The 19,094-nt window shown below is 26.9% G+C and carries 20 protein-coding genes; 11 read left to right on the top strand and 9 right to left on the bottom strand.

Features of this window, described 5'->3' with window-relative positions:
- Positions 1-6: 6 nt before the first annotated feature.
- From lexA to ACTTAO_RS07670, 6 genes are all read right to left on the bottom strand, one after another.
- Positions 7-684 (bottom strand): transcriptional repressor LexA, encoded by a 678-nt coding sequence (gene lexA, locus ACTTAO_RS07695; protein WP_440676839.1) that lies wholly within the window; start codon positions 682-684, stop codon positions 7-9.
- 89 nt (positions 685-773) lie between these two features.
- The gene (locus ACTTAO_RS07690) at positions 774-1,565 is read right to left on the bottom strand and encodes an indole-3-glycerol phosphate synthase TrpC (protein ID WP_440691792.1); all 792 of its coding nucleotides are present in this window, start codon (positions 1,563-1,565) and stop codon (positions 774-776) included.
- Positions 1,558-2,550: an anthranilate phosphoribosyltransferase gene (trpD, locus tag ACTTAO_RS07685; RefSeq protein ID WP_440691790.1), complete on the bottom strand. Its 993-nt coding sequence runs from the start codon at positions 2,548-2,550 to the stop codon at positions 1,558-1,560. The genes ACTTAO_RS07690 and trpD overlap by 8 nt, the downstream gene beginning before the upstream one ends.
- Before the next feature lie 4 nt (positions 2,551-2,554).
- The gene (locus tag ACTTAO_RS07680; protein WP_440634093.1) at positions 2,555-3,121 is read right to left on the bottom strand and encodes an anthranilate synthase component II; all 567 of its coding nucleotides are present in this window, start codon (positions 3,119-3,121) and stop codon (positions 2,555-2,557) included.
- Positions 3,121-4,578 carry an anthranilate synthase component I gene (trpE, locus tag ACTTAO_RS07675; protein WP_440691811.1) on the bottom strand — a complete coding sequence of 486 codons (1,458 nt, stop codon included), beginning with the start codon at positions 4,576-4,578 and terminating at the stop codon, positions 3,121-3,123. Before trpE ends, ACTTAO_RS07680 begins: the two co-directional genes overlap by 1 nt.
- Complete coding sequence (locus tag ACTTAO_RS07670) at positions 4,578-5,999, bottom strand: SurA N-terminal domain-containing protein (RefSeq protein ID WP_440691787.1); 1,422 nt, start codon at positions 5,997-5,999, stop codon at positions 4,578-4,580. Before ACTTAO_RS07670 ends, trpE begins: the two co-directional genes overlap by 1 nt.
- A 56-nt stretch (positions 6,000-6,055) precedes the next feature.
- Between ACTTAO_RS07670 and tpiA the strand changes: the two genes are divergently transcribed.
- From tpiA to ACTTAO_RS07630, 8 genes are read left to right on the top strand one after another with little or no spacing between them, the layout of a single operon-like run.
- The gene (tpiA, locus tag ACTTAO_RS07665; protein WP_440691785.1) at positions 6,056-6,796 is read left to right on the top strand and encodes a triose-phosphate isomerase; all 741 of its coding nucleotides are present in this window, start codon (positions 6,056-6,058) and stop codon (positions 6,794-6,796) included.
- A gap of 6 nt (positions 6,797-6,802) precedes the next feature.
- Complete coding sequence (secG, locus tag ACTTAO_RS07660; protein ID WP_075506676.1) at positions 6,803-7,102, top strand: preprotein translocase subunit SecG; 300 nt, start codon at positions 6,803-6,805, stop codon at positions 7,100-7,102.
- Positions 7,103-7,146: 44 nt separating this feature from the next.
- Complete coding sequence (locus ACTTAO_RS07655; protein WP_440691783.1) at positions 7,147-8,763, top strand: CTP synthase; 1,617 nt, start codon at positions 7,147-7,149, stop codon at positions 8,761-8,763.
- Entirely contained in the window at positions 8,760-9,581 is an 822-nt protein-coding gene (gene kdsA, locus ACTTAO_RS07650) for a 3-deoxy-8-phosphooctulonate synthase (RefSeq protein ID WP_440691781.1), read from the top strand. The genes ACTTAO_RS07655 and kdsA overlap by 4 nt, the downstream gene beginning before the upstream one ends.
- Positions 9,578-10,834: a phosphopyruvate hydratase gene (eno, locus tag ACTTAO_RS07645; protein ID WP_440691779.1), complete on the top strand. Its 1,257-nt coding sequence runs from the start codon at positions 9,578-9,580 to the stop codon at positions 10,832-10,834. Before kdsA ends, eno begins: the two co-directional genes overlap by 4 nt.
- On the top strand, positions 10,834-11,136 hold the full coding sequence (locus tag ACTTAO_RS07640; RefSeq protein ID WP_440691777.1) for an FtsB family cell division protein: 303 nt from the start codon (positions 10,834-10,836) through the stop codon (positions 11,134-11,136). The genes eno and ACTTAO_RS07640 overlap by 1 nt, the downstream gene beginning before the upstream one ends.
- The gene (lipA, locus tag ACTTAO_RS07635; RefSeq protein WP_440691775.1) at positions 11,126-12,046 is read left to right on the top strand and encodes a lipoyl synthase; all 921 of its coding nucleotides are present in this window, start codon (positions 11,126-11,128) and stop codon (positions 12,044-12,046) included. Before ACTTAO_RS07640 ends, lipA begins: the two co-directional genes overlap by 11 nt.
- Positions 12,046-12,483 (top strand): type II toxin-antitoxin system RatA family toxin, encoded by a 438-nt coding sequence (locus ACTTAO_RS07630; protein WP_440691773.1) that lies wholly within the window; start codon positions 12,046-12,048, stop codon positions 12,481-12,483. Before lipA ends, ACTTAO_RS07630 begins: the two co-directional genes overlap by 1 nt.
- Here the strand turns inward: ACTTAO_RS07630 and ACTTAO_RS07625 are convergent.
- The 3 genes from ACTTAO_RS07625 to ispF are packed head-to-tail and all read right to left on the bottom strand — an operon-like array spanning position 12,480 to position 14,535.
- A complete protein-coding gene (locus ACTTAO_RS07625) occupies positions 12,480-12,947 on the bottom strand; it encodes a CinA family protein (RefSeq protein WP_440691771.1) in 468 nt (155 codons plus the stop codon). The two genes, ACTTAO_RS07630 and ACTTAO_RS07625, sit on opposite strands and share 4 nt — an antisense overlap.
- On the bottom strand, positions 12,947-13,438 hold the full coding sequence (locus ACTTAO_RS07620) for a phosphatidylglycerophosphatase A family protein (RefSeq protein ID WP_440691769.1): 492 nt from the start codon (positions 13,436-13,438) through the stop codon (positions 12,947-12,949). Before ACTTAO_RS07620 ends, ACTTAO_RS07625 begins: the two co-directional genes overlap by 1 nt.
- Positions 13,435-14,535 (bottom strand): 2-C-methyl-D-erythritol 2,4-cyclodiphosphate synthase, encoded by a 1,101-nt coding sequence (gene ispF, locus ACTTAO_RS07615; protein ID WP_440691767.1) that lies wholly within the window; start codon positions 14,533-14,535, stop codon positions 13,435-13,437. Before ispF ends, ACTTAO_RS07620 begins: the two co-directional genes overlap by 4 nt.
- Before the next feature lie 24 nt (positions 14,536-14,559).
- On the opposite strand from ispF, the gene ACTTAO_RS07610 reads away from it, so the two are divergent.
- From ACTTAO_RS07610 to trkA, 3 genes are read left to right on the top strand one after another with little or no spacing between them, the layout of a single operon-like run.
- Positions 14,560-16,341 (top strand): ATP-binding protein, encoded by a 1,782-nt coding sequence (locus ACTTAO_RS07610; RefSeq protein ID WP_440691765.1) that lies wholly within the window; start codon positions 14,560-14,562, stop codon positions 16,339-16,341.
- Position 16,342: 1 nt separating this feature from the next.
- On the top strand, positions 16,343-17,698 hold the full coding sequence (locus tag ACTTAO_RS07605; RefSeq protein ID WP_440691763.1) for a sigma-54-dependent transcriptional regulator: 1,356 nt from the start codon (positions 16,343-16,345) through the stop codon (positions 17,696-17,698).
- Complete coding sequence (trkA, locus tag ACTTAO_RS07600; protein WP_440691761.1) at positions 17,699-19,090, top strand: Trk system potassium transporter TrkA; 1,392 nt, start codon at positions 17,699-17,701, stop codon at positions 19,088-19,090.
- The last annotated feature ends 4 nt before the right edge of the window (positions 19,091-19,094 follow it).

The raw sequence follows: 19,094 nt of genomic DNA, 5'->3' as shown, positions 1-19,094 counted from the left end.
ATTTTTTTAGAAGTTTCTATATAAAGATACTAAAACACCCTGAACTTTTACTCTATCGGGGCCAAATATTTTGGTTTCATAGTTTCTATTTGCACTTTCCAATGCAACAACTTTACCTTTTTTACGAATTCTTTTTAACATTGCTTCGTGCTCGTCAATTAATGCGACTACAATTTTTCCATTATCTGCTGTATCTGTTCTTTTAATAATAACTGTGTCTCCTTCGTGGATTCCAGCTTCAATCATTGAGTCACCTTGAACTTTCAATCCAAAATAATCTCCATTTTTTTCTAAATTATTTGGTAATGGTATTCTTGAAACTTCATTTTGTATTGCTTCAACAGGAGTTCCTGCTGCAATTTTTCCTAATACTGGAACTTCCATTTCATCAGAATTGTTAGTTTCTTCGTCTAAACCACCTTTGATAACACTTGGCGAAAAACTATTGTAAATATCATTTGCTGAAGCTGTTTCAGGTAATTTTACTACCTCTAAAGCTCTCGCTTTATGAGCTAATCTCTTAATAAATCCTCTTTCTTCCAAGGCGCTAATCAATCTATGAATACCTGACTTTGATTTTAAGTTTAGAGATTGTTTCATCTCTTCGTAAGAAGGAGATACACCAGAACTTCTCAACTTCTTGTTGATAAATAAAAGTAAGTTTTTTTGTTTTTTTGTTAGCATAAGAACAAATATCGTACAAAAGATGTTCTATAAAAGTTCTTTTGTTTTAACAATACTAAAAAATGCTAGTAAAATAGGGATTAAATTGACTACAAAACTGAAAAAATTGAATTTTCATCCAATTTTTTCAAAAGTGATTCACCAATTAAAAAAGTATTAATCGAAGTCTTATTGTTTAATTCCAATAATTCTTCTTTAGATTTAATACCACTCTCAGAAATTAGAGGTCCTTTGTGGTTTTTTACAACATTGTAAATATCATAGGTTGTATTTATATCAGTTTTAAGTGTTTTTAAGTTTCTGTTGTTAATACCAATTAGCGCATCTTTAAAATTTAATGCTTTTTGAGCCTCTTCAACAGTATGCACTTCTACTATTACTGACATATCTAATTTCAATGCCTCTTGATATAAATTGTTTGCAAGATCATCTGAGACACCAGCTAAAATAATCAGAATTGCATCTGCACCATAACTTTTGGCAAGTGGCACTTGAAAAGTATCAATAAAAAAATCTTTACATAATATTGGTAAATTAACCTTATCTTTTATTTTGCTTATATGAATTAAATTTCCTAAAAAATAATCTTCTTCGGTTAAAACTGATAAACAAGTAGCATTATTTTTTAAATAAATATTAGCTATTTCTACTGGATTGTAGTCTTCAATTATAACACCTGCAGAAGGACTTGCTTTTTTTATTTCAGCAATAATTGAAGTTTTATTGTCTTTTAAATTGTTCTCAATTTTATCTTTAAAATTTATGTATGATTTATTTTTTTGTATTAATTCGTCTAATTTTTTAAGATCTATTGATTTTTTTAGATTATCAATTTTTTCGATTTTTTTTTTAATTATATTTTCTAAAACGTTTTCAGACATTTTGTATTTGTTCCAAATGTGAAAAAGTTTTACCAGAAAGAATAAATTGTCTTGCGTGATTATAGGCCTCTTCAAAATCAACAAACTTTTCTGCAACGATTAAACCAGCTGCAGCATTTAAACAAACTGCTTTTGAAAAATCATTATCTTTGCCTTTAAATATTTCAATCATTTTATCTGCATTAAATTTTGCATCATTACCAATTAAGTTCTCAAATTTTTCTGCATTCACACCAATTGAATTAGGATCAACCAAGATTTCAGATATTTTTCCATTCTTCAATTGTATTATATTTGTTTTTGCATAAGGAGATATTTCATCCAATCCATCTTCGCTATTTACTATCCATGCAAATTTTATATTTAAATTTTTTAATCCCTCTGCAAAAATTCTTAACAATTTTTTATCAAATACTCCAACAACCTGCCTTTCTACTAGAGCCGGATTGCTTAAAGGACCAATCATGTTGAAAATAGTTCTTTTACCAATTTTCTTTCTTACAGGACCTACAAATCTCATGGCACTATGATAATTTGGAGCGAACATAAATCCAAAATTGTTATTGTTTATTTCTTGTTCTATTTCTTTCGGTTCTAAATCAATTTTAATATTAAGAGCTTCCAAAACGTCTCCAGAGCCACATTTTGAAGATACTGCTTTATTGCCATGTTTTGCAACTTTTATACCCATACTAGCTAAAAGTAAGGCTGATGCAGTTGATATATTAACAGTGTTCATGCCATCACCACCTGTACCACATGTATCTATGCAATCTTGAACGTTTACTCTTTTAGATTTTTCTCTAAGAACATAAACACCTCCAGCAATTTCATCTGCAACTTCTCCTTTTTCAGACAGAAGTGTTAAAAAATTATAGATTTGATCCTCATCAGCTTTACCAGTCATTAAAATTTCAAATGCTGACTTACTTTCTTCAAAGGTTAAATTTTCTTTATTTTTAAGTTTTTCTAAAATCTTTTCCATAAAATTAATAATTTATAAAACTTTTTAAAATTTTAATTCCTATCTTAGTTTTAATACTTTCTGGATGGAATTGCACACCATGAATATTAAATTGCTTATGTTGGATAGCCATAATTACCCCATCATCAGTTTCAGCTGTAATCTCTAAATCTTTCGAAAGGGTTTTTTTATCAATAATTAAGCTATGATATCTTGTAGCCTCAAAGGTACGAGGTAGATTTTTTAAAATCCCAATTTTTTGTGATTTAATTTTACTAGTTTTTCCGTGCATTAATTTTTTTGCTTGAATAATTTTAGATCCAAAGACTTGACCTATAATTTGATGTCCAAGACAAACACCTAAAAAGGGCAATTTTTTATGCAATGATTTTAAAATGCTTATGCAATTTCCAGATTGATTTGGATTTCCAGGTCCAGGTGAAATAACAATTTTATCATATTTTTTTCTTAATATTTCTTTAGAGTTAATTTTATCATTTCTTATGACATCAACTTTTACATCTAATGAAGAAATGTAATGATAAAGATTAAATGTAAAACTATCATAATTATCTATTAATAATATTTTCATTATCTTAAAGCATTTATCAAAGCTTTCGCCTTGTTCACTGTTTCATCATATTCGTTTGTAGGCTTACTATCAGCCACGATACCTGCTCCAGCTTGTACATAGAATTTTTTATTTTTTGCCACAGCTGTTCTTAATGCAATACAAGTATCAAATTCACCATTAGCAGAAAAGTATCCAATTCCACCAGCGTAAACTTTCCTTTTTGACGTTTCTAATTCATCAATAATTTCCATTGCTCTTATTTTAGGAGCACCAGATACTGTACCAGCAGGAAATCCTGCCAACAGTGATTTAAATTTTGAAAACTTTTTATTATACTCTCCAACTACATTGGAAACTATATGCATTACATGAGAGTACCTCTCAATTGTGAAACTCTCAGTTACCTTTACAGTATTTATTTTGGATACTTTACCAGCATCATTTCTTCCTAGATCTAAAAGCATTAAATGTTCAGAAAGTTCTTTTTTGTCTTTAAGAAGGTCTTTTTCATAAAAAAGATCTTCTTTTTTATTTTTTCCTCTTGGTCTAGTACCTGCTATTGGTCTAACTGTAATTTTATTATCTCTTAGTCTTACTAAAATTTCTGGACTTGCCCCAATAATTTGGAAGTCATTAAAGTTGAAGTAAAACATAAAAGGAGAGGGGTTAGTTACTCTAAGTTTTTTATAAATTTCCAAAGGTTTTTTTGTTAATTTTGCTTCAAATCTTTGACTTAAAACAACTTGAAAAATATCACCAAGTTTAATGTATTTCTTAGCTTTATTAACCATTGCAAGAAATTTATTTTTAGATGTGTTTGATTTAACTTTAATTTTTTTTTCTTCAAATACTCTTTTTGTATCAATATTTTTGATCGATGATTGAATTAATAGTTTAAATAGATCAGTTTTTATAGTGTCATACTTTTTTTGATAATTTCTAATTTTTTCATCATTAAAAACATTACTTATATAAAATATTTCTTTTTTTAAATTATCATGAATAACCAAGGTTCTTGGTCTCATCAATCTTACATCAGGTAAATTAAGATCATTTTTACATGAGTTAGGAATTTTTTCTATGTACCTAATAGAGTCGTATGAAAAATAACCAGAAATTAGCGAACAAATCTTAGGTAAATTTTTAGGTGTATCAAATTTAAAATTTTCAATAATTTTTTCTATTATCTCTTCTGGTTTATCTTTAAGAATGATTTTTTTATTTTCAGTGATTAAATATGACTTTTGGTTGTTGAACTCCCATATTTTATCAGGATCTTTACCAAAAATTGTGTATCTACCTTTAATTTTTCCTTTTTCAACAGACTCAAATATAAAACTATTTTTTTCCTCTAAAAAATTATCGATTAAATTTATTACTTCATCATCAGAATTTACTTTTTTAGAAGTGTATATAATCTGATTTTTTTTGCTTCTATGTCGAAACTTAAAATCTTTGAAGCTTCGATTAATTATCATTTGAAATAGTTTTTAATTCTATCAATAGTTTTTTGATTCAATTGAACCTGGTATTTATTATTCAACAGGGTATCGTAAGATTGTAAAATACTTTTTCTGTTGTTTGTATTTTGTGAATTTACAAATCCTTTGTATTCTTCACCTTGTTTATTTATAGTATTTTTATTTACATCTTTTATTTTGACTAAAAATATTTGATTATTAGTATTGTTTACTAAAGCAAAAGAATTTTGAGGTAATGAGTAGAGCATTTTAATTGAATTTACTTCAAACAGCCTATCATCACTAATTGAATTAATTAATCCAGTTTGGATTTTACCTGAACTTAACTCTATAAATTTACTTTCATTAAATCCATCATTCTGTATTTCTTCAATTATTTTTCTATTGTAATCAAATTTACCTTTTTGATAAATAAGCTCGACAATTTCACTTTTTACTATCTCATCATTTAGATCTGGTGAACGATCATATTCATCCTCTATATTATAAAGAATATAATTATCGCCACTTTCAAATATATCTAATTTGCTTGATTTTTTAGAGTAAATTAACTTTTCGTTCATACTAGAGTTTTCATCTGGAGCAAATTCATTAATATTATTCAAATCTACATTTATGTTTTCGATTATCGAACTAAAACTTTCATTTTGAGAAATTTTATTTTCTATTGCATCAATCTCGTTAAAAAAATCTTGATTAAATTCATCAATTCCAATTAAATTTTTTGGATTTAAAACCACATATTTGAAGTCAATATATTCTCTTTTTAATTGATCTTTGTTTTCTTCAATAAATGAGTTGATTTCATCTGATGTATAGTCATCTGCAATCTTATATAAATTTTCCATATCGAAGTATTCAATAGATAATGATTTATTGTTTTCTTCAAATTTACTTTCTATTAGAAATTCAGGGGTAACAGTGCCTGCACCGATAAAATCAAATAAGTGTTTCTGTAAACCTTGATTTTTTAATTTCAACTCAAACAAAGGAGCAGACATATTATTTGAAAGTAAAAATTTTTCATATTTAATTCTTTCAAAAGCACCGTTCTCGTCTTTAAAATTTTTATTGTCTTTTAAATATTTTAAAATTGTCTTTTCGTTTATAGAAAGTTTAAAATTTTCAATCTCTAGATCAATTAAAGTTGTTGAAATAAGTCCTGATAATAATTCTTCTATAATGTTGTTGTCTAAATTATTTCTTATTGCTTCTTGTGAAATTCCACTTTGATTGACATAGTCCATGAAATCTTGAGTGGTTACGTTAGTTTTATTTATTTTAGCAATGTTATTTTGATTGTTAGTGCTAAAGCCACCACCAAATCCACCAAAGCCAAAAGCTATTATGATGATTACTATTAGAACTAATCCACCAAATTGTTTCCAACCTAAATTTTTTAATTTTTCAACCATAACGTTATAAATTTATTGATCTGTAAAAAACAAATCTATAGATTAAAAAGTCAATTATGACAAATAAATATATGTATTTTATAGCTAATTGGAAAATGTTTGGAGATTTAAAAACTATAAATTCATTAGATAAAGTTATTAAATTCTCAAAAAGTCATAAAAAAAATAAGTTCAAACTAATTTATTGTCCTCCAAATACTCTAATACGTCCAATTTCAAAAAGACTTAGTAAAACAAATATTGAAGTTGGTGCACAAAATTCTCATCAAAATTTAGATTATGGAGCTTTTACAGGTCAGGTTAATGCAAGAATGCTTAAAAGTGTTGGAGCAAAATATGTGATCTTGGGTCATTCCGAAAACAGAATGGCTGGAGAAAATGACAATCTAATTAATCTTAAAATAAAAAATTCAATTAAATCTGGTTTAAAAATTATTTTTTGTATTGGTGAAACTCTAAAACAAAAAAGAGATAAAAAGACTAATCAAGTTTTAGATAGTCAATTAAAGAAAGGATTAAAATCTATCAAAAAAATTAATGATATAATTATTGCATACGAACCAGTATGGTCAATTGGAACTGGTTTAATTCCTTCATCAGAGGAACTGTCTAAATCAATTAAATTTATAAAAAGTAAATTTGGAAAAAAATCTCTAAAAGTTTTATATGGAGGCTCTGTTAACAGTAAAAATGTTGATCAATTAAAAATAATTCCTGACATAGATGGTTTTTTAGTAGGTGGAGCATCACAAAATCCAAAGAAATTTATTGATATAATTAAAAAAACCATTAATTAGTCCCCCATGGAAACATTATTACTTGTAATTAACATCATACTTGCATTTATTTTAGTTGTGCTTGTGCTACTTCAAAAATCAGAGGGTGGCGCTCTAGGTATTGGTGTTTCACAAGAAAATTTCATGCTATCGAGATCAGCTGGTAGTTTTATTACCAAAGCAACTGCGATAGTTGCAACTTTATTTATCATTTGTAGCCTTGCACTGACAATAATTTCAAGAGCAGAATTAACGCCTACAGGATCAGTTTTAGACACAGTTGAAGAAAAAACTGAAGATACTCCATCAATTCCTGAAAATAATTAATTAATACTTTCTATTTCTTTTTTTATTAGCTATAAGATAACTCCATGGCGCGATATATATTTGTCACTGGCGGCGTGGTTTCATCACTTGGAAAAGGTCTATCATCAGCATCACTAGCATATCTTCTGCAATCTCGAGGTTACAAAGTTAGGCTTAGAAAATTAGATCCTTACCTAAATGTAGATCCTGGAACAATGAGTCCATTCCAGCATGGAGAGGTTTTTGTAACAGATGATGGCGCTGAAACAGATTTAGATTTAGGTCACTATGAAAGATTTTCAGGAGTTACTGCAAAGAAAACAGATAATATTACTACAGGAAAAATTTATAGCGATGTTCTGAGGAAAGAAAGAAAAGGAGAATATCTTGGAAAGACAGTACAAGTTATTCCACATATAACCAATAGAATTAAAGAATTTATTAAATACGATACGTCAAAAGAAGATTTTGTAATTTGCGAAATAGGTGGAATTGTAGGTGATATTGAAAGCTTACCATTTGTTGAGGCTATAAGACAATTTTCAAATGATATTGGGAAAAAAAATGCTTTATTTATTCATTTAACTTTAGTTCCATATTTAAAAGCATCAGATGAAATAAAAACTAAACCAACACAACACTCCGTAAAAGAATTGAGAAGTATTGGTATTCAACCTGATATAATTATTTGTAGATCAGAAAGACCAATACCTTTAGAGCATAGAAAAAAAATATCTCTATTTTGCAATGTTGATATTAAAAATGTAATTGAAACGGTTGATGTAAAAACAATTTATGAAGCACCAATTAGTTTTGCTAAAGAAAAGTTAGATCTTCAAGTTTTAGATTACTTTAAAATAAAATCTAAAAAATCAAATAACTTAAATCCTTGGAAGAAAATTACCAAAATTACACTTAATACAAAAAAACAAGTCAATATTGCAATAATAGGTAAATATGTAGAATTAAAAGATGCATATAAATCATTAGATGAAGCCTTAACGCATGGAGGAATTACAAACAACCTGAAGGTAAATTTAGTTAGAATTGATTCAGAAAAATTAAAAGTTTCTGAAATTAAAAGCAAACTTAAAAATGTTTCAGGTATTCTAATACCAGGAGGATTTGGAAAAAGAGGAACTGAGGGAAAAATTGAAGCAATTAAATATTCAAGAATTAATAAAATACCATTTCTAGGTATTTGTTACGGTATGCAAATGGCGATAATAGAATTTGCTAGAAATAAATTAAAAATTAAAAAAGCAACTTCTTCTGAGTTTGATAAAGGTGGTGTTCATATAATTGGTTTAATGAATGAGTGGGAAAAAAGTGGAAAAAAAGTTAAAGGTACAGATAAAAATTTAGGTGGAACAATGAGACTTGGTTCTTATGATGCAATTTTAAAAGATAAGTCTAAAATTAGAGATATCTATAAATCAAGATTAATCAAAGAAAGACACAGACATAGATATGAAGTGGATATTTCATTTAAGGAAAAATTTGAGAAAAATGGACTAATATTTTCTGGTTTATCGCCAGATAATAAACTTCCTGAGATAATTGAACTTAAAAATCATCCTTGGTTTATTGGAGTTCAGTTTCATCCTGAATTTAAATCTAGACCTTTATCTCCTCATCCTTTATTCTCTTCATTTATCAAAGCAGCAAAAAATCATAAATGAGTAGTATTACAGTTAATTGTGGGAACATAGAAATTTCAAATGATAAAAAAATTTGTATTATTGCTGGTCCATGTCAGCTTGAAACAGAACAGCATGCAATGGATATGGCTGGAAAAATAAAAGAAATAACTTCCAAATATGGTCTAGGTTTTATTTATAAAACTTCTTTTGATAAAGCTAACCGAACAAGTTTAAAAGGTAAGAGAGGTGCTGGTTTGGAAGCTTCATTACCTGTATTTGATAAAATTAAAAAAGAATTAAATGTTCCAATTTTGACTGATATTCATAATTCAGAGCAATGTTCAGTAGTTGCTAATCATGTTGATGTTTTACAAATTCCAGCTTTTCTATGTAGACAAACTGATCTTTTAATTGCTGCTGCAAAAACAAATAAAATTATAAATGTTAAAAAGGGTCAATTTTTAGCTCCTTGGGACATGGTAAATGTTACAAAAAAAATATCAGACTCAGGAAACTCAAATATTCTTGTTACTGAAAGAGGTGCAAGTTTTGGATACAACACTTTGGTTTCTGACATGAGATCTTTACCTATTATGGCCAAGAATGGTTATCCGGTTATTTTTGATGCAACGCATTCAGTTCAGCAACCTGGAGGACAAGGAGAATCTTCTGGTGGTCAAAGAGAATTTGTTGAGTATCTTGCAAGAGCAGCTGTTGCTGTTGGGGTTGCCGGTGTATTTATAGAAACACATCAGGATCCTGATAACGCACCATCTGATGGGCCTAATATGGTTCCTCTAGATAAATTAGAAAATTTATTAAGACAGTTAACCGAAATTGATAAACTTATTAAGTGAGTAAAATAACAAAAATTAAAGCACGACAAGTTTTTGATAGTCGAGGAAATCCAACAGTAGAAGCTGAGGTCTATACAAATAATTTAAGTGCATCTGCCATATGTCCATCAGGTGCATCAACTGGCACATACGAAGCTTTTGAAAAAAGAGATAAAAATAATAAAAAATATTTAGGTAAAAGTGTTTTAAAAGCTGTTGAATTAGTAAATTCAAAAATTTCAAAAAAATTAAAAGGTCAAAGCGTTCATAATCAAGAGAGAATTGATGCCTTATTAATTAATTTAGATGGTACGAAACAAAAAACTAATCTAGGTGCAAATGCAATGCTTGCAGTATCAATGGCTGTAAAAAAACTTTCTGCAAAAGTAAAAAAACTACCTTTGTATAAGACATTTTTTTTAAAAAATAATTTTCAATTACCTTATCCATTAATGAATATTATTAATGGAGGAGCTCATGCCAACAATGGTCTTAGAATTCAAGAATTTATGATAAGACCAGATAGAGCAAAAAGTTTCTCAGAAGCAATGAGGATTTGTTTTGTTGTAATTAAAAACCTAAGTAATTTAATAAAAATCAAAGGTTACTCTACTTCAGTTGGTGATGAGGGTGGTTTTGCACCTATGATTAGTAGCAATAACCAGGCTTTAGATTTGATTGTCTCAGCAATTAAGAAATCTGGATTTATTAATGGTAAAGATGTTTCAATTTGTTTGGATGTAGCCGCAAATGAACTATTAAAAAAAAACAAATATTCAATCCATTCAAAAAATTTTGTTTCTGTTGAAAAATCAATAAAAGAATACCAAAAAATTATTAAGAAATATAAAATTAAATCTATAGAAGATCCTTTTGCAGAAAATGATTGGTTAGCTTGGAATAAATTAATCCGTTCTGTAAAAAACGTTCAGATTGTGGGAGATGATCTTTATGTTACAAATCTTGAGAGATTAAAAAAAGGATTTTTAAATATTTCATCTAATTCAATATTAATTAAACTTAATCAGATAGGCACTGTTTCTGAAACTCTAGATGTAATTAAATTTGCTCAAACTATTGGTTATAAAACAATAATTTCTCATAGATCTGGAGATAGTGAGGACACATTCATTGCTGATTTAGCAGTTGGAACAAATTCCAATCAAATTAAAACAGGATCTTTAGCACGTTCAGAAAGGGTTGCTAAATACAATCAATTAATTCGTATTGAAGAAGAACTTGGAAATAAGGCAAGAATGAATAAGATCAATTAATGTTGAGATTAATAAAAAGAAATTATTTTTTATTAACATCAATTTTTTTAATATTTTATTTCATTTTTAATCTAGTTTCTGGAGAAAGAGGGCTTTTTTCATATTTTAAAAAAAAAGAACTTTTGTCTGACTTGAAAAAAGAAGAGACATTATTAATTAAGAAAATAGAGGATATAGATCATAAAAATTCTCTATTAAGTACAAATCTAGATTTAGATTATGTGGAGATATTAATTAGAGAAAGATTTTTATTTGGTAAAAAAGATGAAACAATTTATTTAATAAAAAAAGATGAAAAGTAGACATCCTGAAAAAGAAAATAAGCCAATAAATCCAATTAAAAAAAAACCAGATTGGATTAGATCAAAGCTTACAAATAGCAAAGAATTTTTTTTAACGAAAACAATAGTTAATAATAATAATTTAGTAACTGTTTGTCAGGAAGCAAACTGTCCAAATATTACTGAGTGCTGGAGTAAGAGACACGCAACTTTTATGATAATGGGTGATACTTGTACAAGAGCATGTGCTTTCTGTGATGTTAAAACTGGTGTTCCTGGAAATTTAGACTTATTAGAACCAGTTAAAATTGCTGAAGCTGTTAAAAAGTTAAATTTAAAACATGTTGTAATAACTTCAGTTGATAGAGACGATCTAGATGATGGAGGTTCTGAACATTTTTATAATGTGATTAATCAAACTAGAAAATCAAATCCAAATACAACTATAGAAGTTTTGACACCAGACTTTTTAAGAAAAGGGGAAGCTTACAAAAAAGTTATTGAAGCTAGACCAGATGTTTTTAATCATAATATTGAGACTGTACCCAGTCTTTATTTAAAAGTAAGACCAGGATCTAGATATTTTACATCCTTAGAACTTTTAAAAAATGCAAAGAAAATTGATAAAAATATTTTTACTAAATCTGGAATTATGGTTGGTTTAGGAGAGACAAGAGATGAAATATTTCAAGTTATGGATGATTTAAGAGCAGCTGATGTAGATTTTATAACTATCGGCCAGTACTTGCAGCCATCAACAAAACATTTTCCATTAGATAGATATTATACCCCAAAAGAATTTGATGAATTAGGAACTATAGCAAAAGCTAAGGGATTTTTATTAGTTTCCTCATCGCCTTTAACAAGATCTTCTTATCATGCCGATGAGGATTTTGCTAAGTTACAACAAAACAGAATAAAAAGTAATTAATGCCTAAAGCATCAGTTACACGTCATATCGCACGTGATAAACAAACATTAATTGATTTTGTTTTAGATATTGAAAAGTATCCTGAATTTATTCCATTTTGCATTGACTCAAAAATTTATGAAACAAATGACGATGTGGATGTAAAAAAAATAATTGCTGATTTGACCATTGGCAAAAAACCCTTTGTAGATACTTATAAGAGCGATGTAAGATACGATAAAAAAAACGACTCTATTCACGTAACCAATATTGATGGTCCCTTAAAACATCTTGAAAATAATTGGAAATTTGTAGAAAAAGATAATTTAACAGAAGTTCAATTTGATGTTGATTTTGAAATTAAAAATAAGTTTTTGAATTTAATAATGGAAAAATCATTTCAATTTGGTTTAAACAAAATAGCTGATGCTTTTCAAAAAAGAGCTGAAAATCTTTAGGAAATAATTTTTATAATTTTATTTAATACTTCTCTTACTGTATTTTTTTGAATACTTGATCTGTTCTTAGATTTAAATTTATTTTCTAAAATTAATAAATATTTTCCTGTTTTAATCCCAATATAGACAAGACCAACTGGTTTTATTTTTGATCCTCCTCCTGGCCCAGCTATACCAGTAATTGATACATTAATTTTGCTTTTAGAAATTTTAGATAAATTCTTTACCATTTCTTCACAGCATTCTTTGCTTACAGCACCATATTTTTTAATGATATTTCTATCTACTTTTAAGATTTTGGTTTTTGCCTCATTAGAGTAAGTAATTAAACCCATTTGAAAGTATTTGGATGAATTTGCTAGTTTAGTAAGATTGCTAGCCAACAAACCTCCTGTACAAGATTCAGCTACAGAAATTGTTAATTTTTTATTTATCAATTTTTTATGTAGTTTTTTTAAATTCATCAAAATATGAAACTAACTAAATAGACTACAACCATTGAGTAAAGACCAGCCATTATATCATCCATAATTATACCAAAATAATTTTTATGATTTTTATCGAAATAGCTTACCGGAAATGGCTTTAAAATATCAAAAAATCTAAAAGATAATAAAGAAATAATATAATAAAATTCAATAGCAATATTGATTTGATTTGTTTGATTTAAATATAGCAAAAGTATCAAAGGCATCGATTGACCTAAAACTTCATCAATTACAATTTGTCTAGGATCTTTATTTTCAAATTCACTCTCTGTGTCTTTGACAGCAAAAAAAGAGTAAAAAAATAAAATAATAAAAAAAACTATTGAGAACTTTAAACTTGTATAATCAAGAATTTCATAAGCTATATAAATAAAGACTGTTGTAACAATCGATGCAACAGTGCCAGGCATTTTTGTCAAATAACCGTACCCAAAGAAAGTCGAGATTAAAACATTAATTTTTTTCATTTTGATATCGAGCAAATTACTTCACAGGCAATTGCTTTTTCTTTTCCTATTAATCCAAGTTTTTCTGTTGTTTTACCTTTTAAATTAATTAAATCTTTATTTATATTTAATAGATTTGAAAGCGAATTTAATATTTTATCTCTATATTTTGATATTTTTGGTTTTTCACATATCAGATTGATATCTAAATTATTGATATGGTAATTATTTGAATATAATAACTTTATAATTGGTTTTAGCATTTTTGGAGATCTAATATTTTTAAACTTGTTACTGTTGTCTGGAAAAAAAGTTCCAATATCCTTTTTTCTCATAGCTCCTAATATCGAGTCAATTATCGAATGAATAATTACATCACCATCCGAGTGTCCTTTTAATCCTGAGTGATAAGGTATTTTAATACCCCCTAGATAAAGTTTTTTACCTTTGATTAATCTATGGATATCAAATCCAATACCAAAGTAAGTTAATTTTTCTTTAATATCTTCTTTAAAAGTAATTTTAGTATTTAAATTTTCACCTTGAATAAATTTTACGTTTAAGTTTTTTTCAATAAATAAACTTGCCTCATCTGTAATCACTTTTTTTTGTTTAATTGATAGATTGTACAAATCTTGAAATTTAAAAGCTTGAGGAGTTTGTGTTAGAATAGAATTATCTCTACTTAAATTGATTATTTGATTTTTAATTTTATACTTGATTGAGTCTTTAGATTTGATTGAAGGTATTACTGCTTTATTTTTCTGTAGTGAAGTTATTAATTTTTTTAATAGATTTATGGTAAAATTTGGTCTTGCAGCATCATGTATTAGTACATTGGTAGGTTTGTATTTCTTAATAAACTTTAAAGCAATCAATGAAGAATCAGATCTTTCTTTCCCACCAACAATAATTGAAACATTTTTAGGAAATTTTTCTTTAATTTCTTTTTTTTTGTTAACTACAATTATTATTTTTTTGAAAAGTTTTGACTTTAAAGCCTTATCAAGAGAGTGTTTGAATAAAGGTTTACCTTCGTAAATGTTGTATTGTTTAAGTTTTTTCGAATTAAACCTTTTGCTTTGTCCCGAAGCTAGTATTATAAAATAATTAGTCATTAATTATAGAAATTTTATACCTAAATGTCAGACTTTATTAAGAAAAACATCTATTTGATAATATTATTTATTATCACATTATCGATAGGTTTTTTAACGTTTTTAACTTTTATTGACAAAGGTTTCATCAAACTAACTGATAAAAATCTACAATATCTTTTAATAGTTGATATTTTACTTTTAACTTCACTCTTTGTATTTATTTTTTTTGAAATTAGAAGAGCAATCAAAACTGATATTGATAAAGATGGTTTAAAATCTAACAAAAAGTATATTACTGTATTTGCTCTATTTACTTTAATACCCTCAATTCTAATTTCTATTTTTTCATTATTTCTTTTTTCTTTTGCCTTAGAAAAATATTTCGATAAGAAAGTTACAACTGTAGTTAATAATTCTTATGAGTTAGCTAAAAATTATGTAGAAGAAATTAGAAATAAAATTCAATCAGATATTGTTTTAATAGCCTTTGATACTAATAAAAGTAAAAATTTTTTAAATGATAATTCAAATGAATATAGAAGATTTTTAGATACCCAGAAATTAATCAGAGGTGTTGATGAAATTCACATCATTAATATTGATAAAAAATTATTATTTACATCACTAAAAGATGACCAGCCATATGTGCCCCCTGTAGATAGAGCTTTGGCACTAGTTCTTGACGATGACAGACCTTTAAAAATTATAAACGCTCCAGAAAATATGTCTGCAGCTATTATGAGGCTGCAAAATTTTGATAATAGATTTTTATATGTAATTAAATATCTAGATAAAGATATTTCAAAATACTTAACTGAATCTCAAGAAGCTATAAATTTTTATTATACTGTTGAGGAAAAAAGCACAGGTATAAAAATATCTTTTGCAATTATTTATGTTATAGTTGTTAGTGTTTTATTGTTTGTCTCTATATCAATAGCTATACGATTTTCTTCTAGATTTTTTAGATCTATTAATAATTTAATTAACGCATCTGTATCAATTGGTGAAGGAAAATTTGATACAAAAGTTCCTGAAGTAAAAACTGATAAAGATTTAGAAACTTTGAATAAAAATTTTAATTTGATGATTGATAGACTAAGAAATCAACAAGAAAAATTAATTATAAACGAAAGACATGAAGCTTGGAGCAATTTAGCAAGAAAACTTGCGCATGAAATTAAAAATCCCCTAACTCCTATTCAATTAACAATAGATAGAATGAAAACAAAATATTCTAATCAGATTAATGAAAACGAAAAAGAAAATTTTGATGAAAATTTAAAGATAATAAATAATCAAATTAAACAAATAGGAAATTTAGTTAATGAATTTTCAGATTTTGCTCGTATGCCGAAGCCTATTTTAAAAGAAAACAATTTAATTCAAATCATTCAAGACAATATTACATTATTAAATGAATTAGATAATACGATTAATATTTCGATTGCTAGCAATGAAAAAGAAGTTTATTTAAATAGTGATAAAGAACAACTTGCTAGAGTTTTCTTTAATTTAATTAAAAATTCTATTGAGAGTATTCAGCAAAGAGCTGAAAATGTCACTAATTTAGTGAAAAAGATCACTATTGAAGTTAATAAGGAAAATAACCACATAATTATAAACATTATAGATAATGGTATCGGATTTGGAATATTTGCAGCAAATATTAAAGATATTTTAAACCCATACTTTACTACTAAAAAAAATGGAACTGGATTAGGTCTTTCAATAGTAAGTAAAATTATAAATGATCATAATGGAAATATTGAATTTATACCTCTAGATGATGGTGCAAAAATTAAAATAAATTTTATTAAATAGAATGAGTTCTGAAATTTTAATTGTAGATGATAATGCCGATATAAGGAATATCATTAATGAGTTAATTTTAGATGCTGGTTATAAAACAAGACTTGCTGCTAATTATAATCAGGCATTATCTGAAATAGATAAAAAACTTCCAGATGTTGCCATTCTAGATGTAAAATTAGATAAGGGTGATAATGATGGAATAGAATTGTTATCACATATTAAATCAAAAGATAAAGATGTGCCTGTCATTATAATCTCAGGTCATGCAAATATTGAAATGGCTGTAAAATCTCTCCATGAGGGAGCTTTTGAATTCATTGAAAAGCCTTTTGATCAAGAGAGATTGTTAAATTTTGTTAGAAGGGCAGTTGAGAATTATAATCTTAAAAAACAAAATAAAGAATATGAAACAAAATTATTTTCATCATACGAATTAATTGGAAATAGTAAAAATATTTTAAATATAAATGATCAAATTAATAAAATTTCTATTACTGAAAGTAGAGTATTTATAAACGGTCCATCAGGATCTGGTAAAGAATTAATAGCAAGAAAAATTCACAAATTATCTAAAAGAAATAAAAATCCTTTTATAGTTTTAAATGGAGCATTGCTAGATTCAAATAAATACGAATTAGAATTGTTTGGAGAAGAAAAAGATAACGGCTCTATATCTTATGGAGCATTAGAAAAAGCTAACAAAGGAACTTTATTGATAGATCAAGTTTCAGAAATACCTTTGGATATACAGTCAAAAATTTTGAGAGTTCTAACAGATCAAAAGTTTAAAAGAGTTAATGGTTCAAATGACGTAAGTGTAAATGTTAGATTAATATGCTCCTCAAGCAAGGATTTGAAGAAAGAAATTGAAATAGGAAATTTTAGAGAAGATCTATTTCATAGACTTAATGTTTTTGAAATAAACGTTGAACCATTGAATCAACGTATTTCAGATATTCCACTTTTAATTAAATATTTTTCAAAAAAAATATCTGAAAATTATAATATTAATGAATTAGAAATAGATGAAGATAATACTTATATTTTAAATCATGAATGGCACGGTAATGTTAGAGAATTAAGAAATCTAATTGAACGAATTGCAATTTTGCAACCTGACACAAAGGAAAAAATTTCAAATATAATAAAAGAATCTCTAAAAAATATTAATTTCAATGAGCAATTGGCTGAAAATAGCCTATCTGTGCCATTAAAAGAGGCTAGAGAAAAATTTGAAAAGGAGTATTTAACTATTCAATTGAAAAAATTTAATGGAAATATTTCAAAAACAGCCAATTTTGTTGGAATGGAAAGAAGTGCCTTACATAGAAAGTTAAAAGGCCTAGGAATTAAAGAATTTAATTAAATGAATATAATCATTTGCGGTGCGGGTAGGGTAGGTTTTACTATTGCTAAACAGCTTAGTGAACAAGGTCATTCTATTACAGTAATAGATCCTTCTAGCGAAGATATTCAAAAAATTGACGATGCACTAGATGTAAAAGCTATTGTTGGAAAAGGAAGTTACCCATCAATACTTGAAAAAGCTAATGCTCAAGAAGCAGACATGATTATAGCAGTAACTCGAAATGACGAAATTAATATGGTTATATGCCAAATTGCTTTTTCGATATTTAAAATTCCAAAAAAAATTGCGAGAATTAGATCACAAGATTATTTAAATCCTAAGTTTACAACAGTTTATAATAAAGAAAACTTACCAATAGATGTAATTATTTCACCAGAAATTGAAATTGCAAAATCAATTCAAAGAAAACTTGAGGCACCTGGCGCCTTAGATAGTGTACCTTTTGCGGAAAATAAAATTAGGTTGCTTGAAATATTAATTAATGAAAATTGTAATTTGATCAATATTAAATTAAGTGATCTTACAAAAAAATACCCTAACCTCAAAGCAAATGTAATTGGTGTCATAAGAGAAGAGAGGTTTTTTATTCCAAAAAAAACTGATGAAATAAAAACTAATGATAAGATTTATGTGATTATAAATTCAACACAAATGTCTGAGACATTGGAAGCATTTGGACATACCGAAAAAATTTCAAAAAAAATTCTTATAGTTGGTGGAGGTAATATTGGTTTTAATTTAGCCAAAAATATTGAAGAAAATTTAGATGCTGCAAGAGTAAAAATTATTGAAAAAAATAAAGATAGGGCTGAATTTCTTGCAAGTGAGCTAAACAATACAATAGTTATTAATGGAGATGCGTTGGATGAAGAGGTTTTAGCAGAAGCAAATTTAGAAGAAGCAGAGACAGTTTTAGCTCTTACAAACGATGATGAAGATAATTTAATGGTGAGTGTTTTAGTTGAAAAATTTGCAAAAGATGAAAAAGAAATTGATGATAAACGAACAATGGCCTTAATTAATAAACCAAACTATTCGTTATTACAAAATTCACTTAAAATTGATGATTTAATTGATCCTAGAATGAATACTGTATCAAGCATTTTAAAACATATTCACAAAGGTACTATTGAAACAGCTTATACAATAATGAATGGCGAATATGAGGTAATAGAAGCTGAGATTATTGAAACATCTGAATTAATCAATAAAGAATTAAAAAATTCTAATCTTCCTGAAGAAATTAGAATAGGTGCTATACTTAGAGATGATAAAGTAATTATACCTAGATCAGACTTCGTATTTCAAAAAGATGATAAAGTTGTTTTTTTAGCCAAAAAAGACTCAATCTCTGTTGTTGAAAATATTTTTAGAATTAGCTCAATTTAATTAA

This window comes from Candidatus Pelagibacter sp. HIMB1782, assembly GCF_052047475.1.
Lineage (GTDB): Bacteria > Pseudomonadota > Alphaproteobacteria > Pelagibacterales > Pelagibacteraceae > Pelagibacter.
The sequence above is the reverse complement of the archived record's forward strand: the minus strand, read 5'-3'. Positions and strand labels throughout refer to the sequence as shown.

What these genes read in the sequence shown, in the direction of transcription:
- ACTTAO_RS07610 (WP_440691765.1), top strand. Translation starts at nt 14,560, where the DNA reads ATGTCAGACTTTATTAAGAAAAACATCTATTTGATAATATTATTTATT.
- ACTTAO_RS07670 (WP_440691787.1), bottom strand. Translation starts at nt 5,999, where the DNA reads ATGGTTGAAAAATTAAAAAATTTAGGTTGGAAACAATTTGGTGGATTA.
- tpiA (WP_440691785.1), top strand. Translation starts at nt 6,056, where the DNA reads ATGACAAATAAATATATGTATTTTATAGCTAATTGGAAAATGTTTGGA.
- lipA (WP_440691775.1), top strand. Translation starts at nt 11,126, where the DNA reads ATGAAAAGTAGACATCCTGAAAAAGAAAATAAGCCAATAAATCCAATT.
- lexA (WP_440676839.1), bottom strand. Translation starts at nt 684, where the DNA reads ATGCTAACAAAAAAACAAAAAAACTTACTTTTATTTATCAACAAGAAG.
- ACTTAO_RS07640 (WP_440691777.1), top strand. Translation starts at nt 10,834, where the DNA reads ATGTTGAGATTAATAAAAAGAAATTATTTTTTATTAACATCAATTTTT.
- ACTTAO_RS07680 (WP_440634093.1), bottom strand. Translation starts at nt 3,121, where the DNA reads ATGAAAATATTATTAATAGATAATTATGATAGTTTTACATTTAATCTT.
- trkA (WP_440691761.1), top strand. Translation starts at nt 17,699, where the DNA reads ATGAATATAATCATTTGCGGTGCGGGTAGGGTAGGTTTTACTATTGCT.
- kdsA (WP_440691781.1), top strand. Translation starts at nt 8,760, where the DNA reads ATGAGTAGTATTACAGTTAATTGTGGGAACATAGAAATTTCAAATGAT.
- ACTTAO_RS07655 (WP_440691783.1), top strand. Translation starts at nt 7,147, where the DNA reads ATGGCGCGATATATATTTGTCACTGGCGGCGTGGTTTCATCACTTGGA.
- trpD (WP_440691790.1), bottom strand. Translation starts at nt 2,550, where the DNA reads ATGGAAAAGATTTTAGAAAAACTTAAAAATAAAGAAAATTTAACCTTT.
- secG (WP_075506676.1), top strand. Translation starts at nt 6,803, where the DNA reads ATGGAAACATTATTACTTGTAATTAACATCATACTTGCATTTATTTTA.
- ACTTAO_RS07625 (WP_440691771.1), bottom strand. Translation starts at nt 12,947, where the DNA reads ATGAATTTAAAAAAACTACATAAAAAATTGATAAATAAAAAATTAACA.
- ACTTAO_RS07620 (WP_440691769.1), bottom strand. Translation starts at nt 13,438, where the DNA reads ATGAAAAAAATTAATGTTTTAATCTCGACTTTCTTTGGGTACGGTTAT.
- ACTTAO_RS07605 (WP_440691763.1), top strand. Translation starts at nt 16,343, where the DNA reads ATGAGTTCTGAAATTTTAATTGTAGATGATAATGCCGATATAAGGAAT.
- ispF (WP_440691767.1), bottom strand. Translation starts at nt 14,535, where the DNA reads ATGACTAATTATTTTATAATACTAGCTTCGGGACAAAGCAAAAGGTTT.
- ACTTAO_RS07690 (WP_440691792.1), bottom strand. Translation starts at nt 1,565, where the DNA reads ATGTCTGAAAACGTTTTAGAAAATATAATTAAAAAAAAAATCGAAAAA.
- ACTTAO_RS07630 (WP_440691773.1), top strand. Translation starts at nt 12,046, where the DNA reads ATGCCTAAAGCATCAGTTACACGTCATATCGCACGTGATAAACAAACA.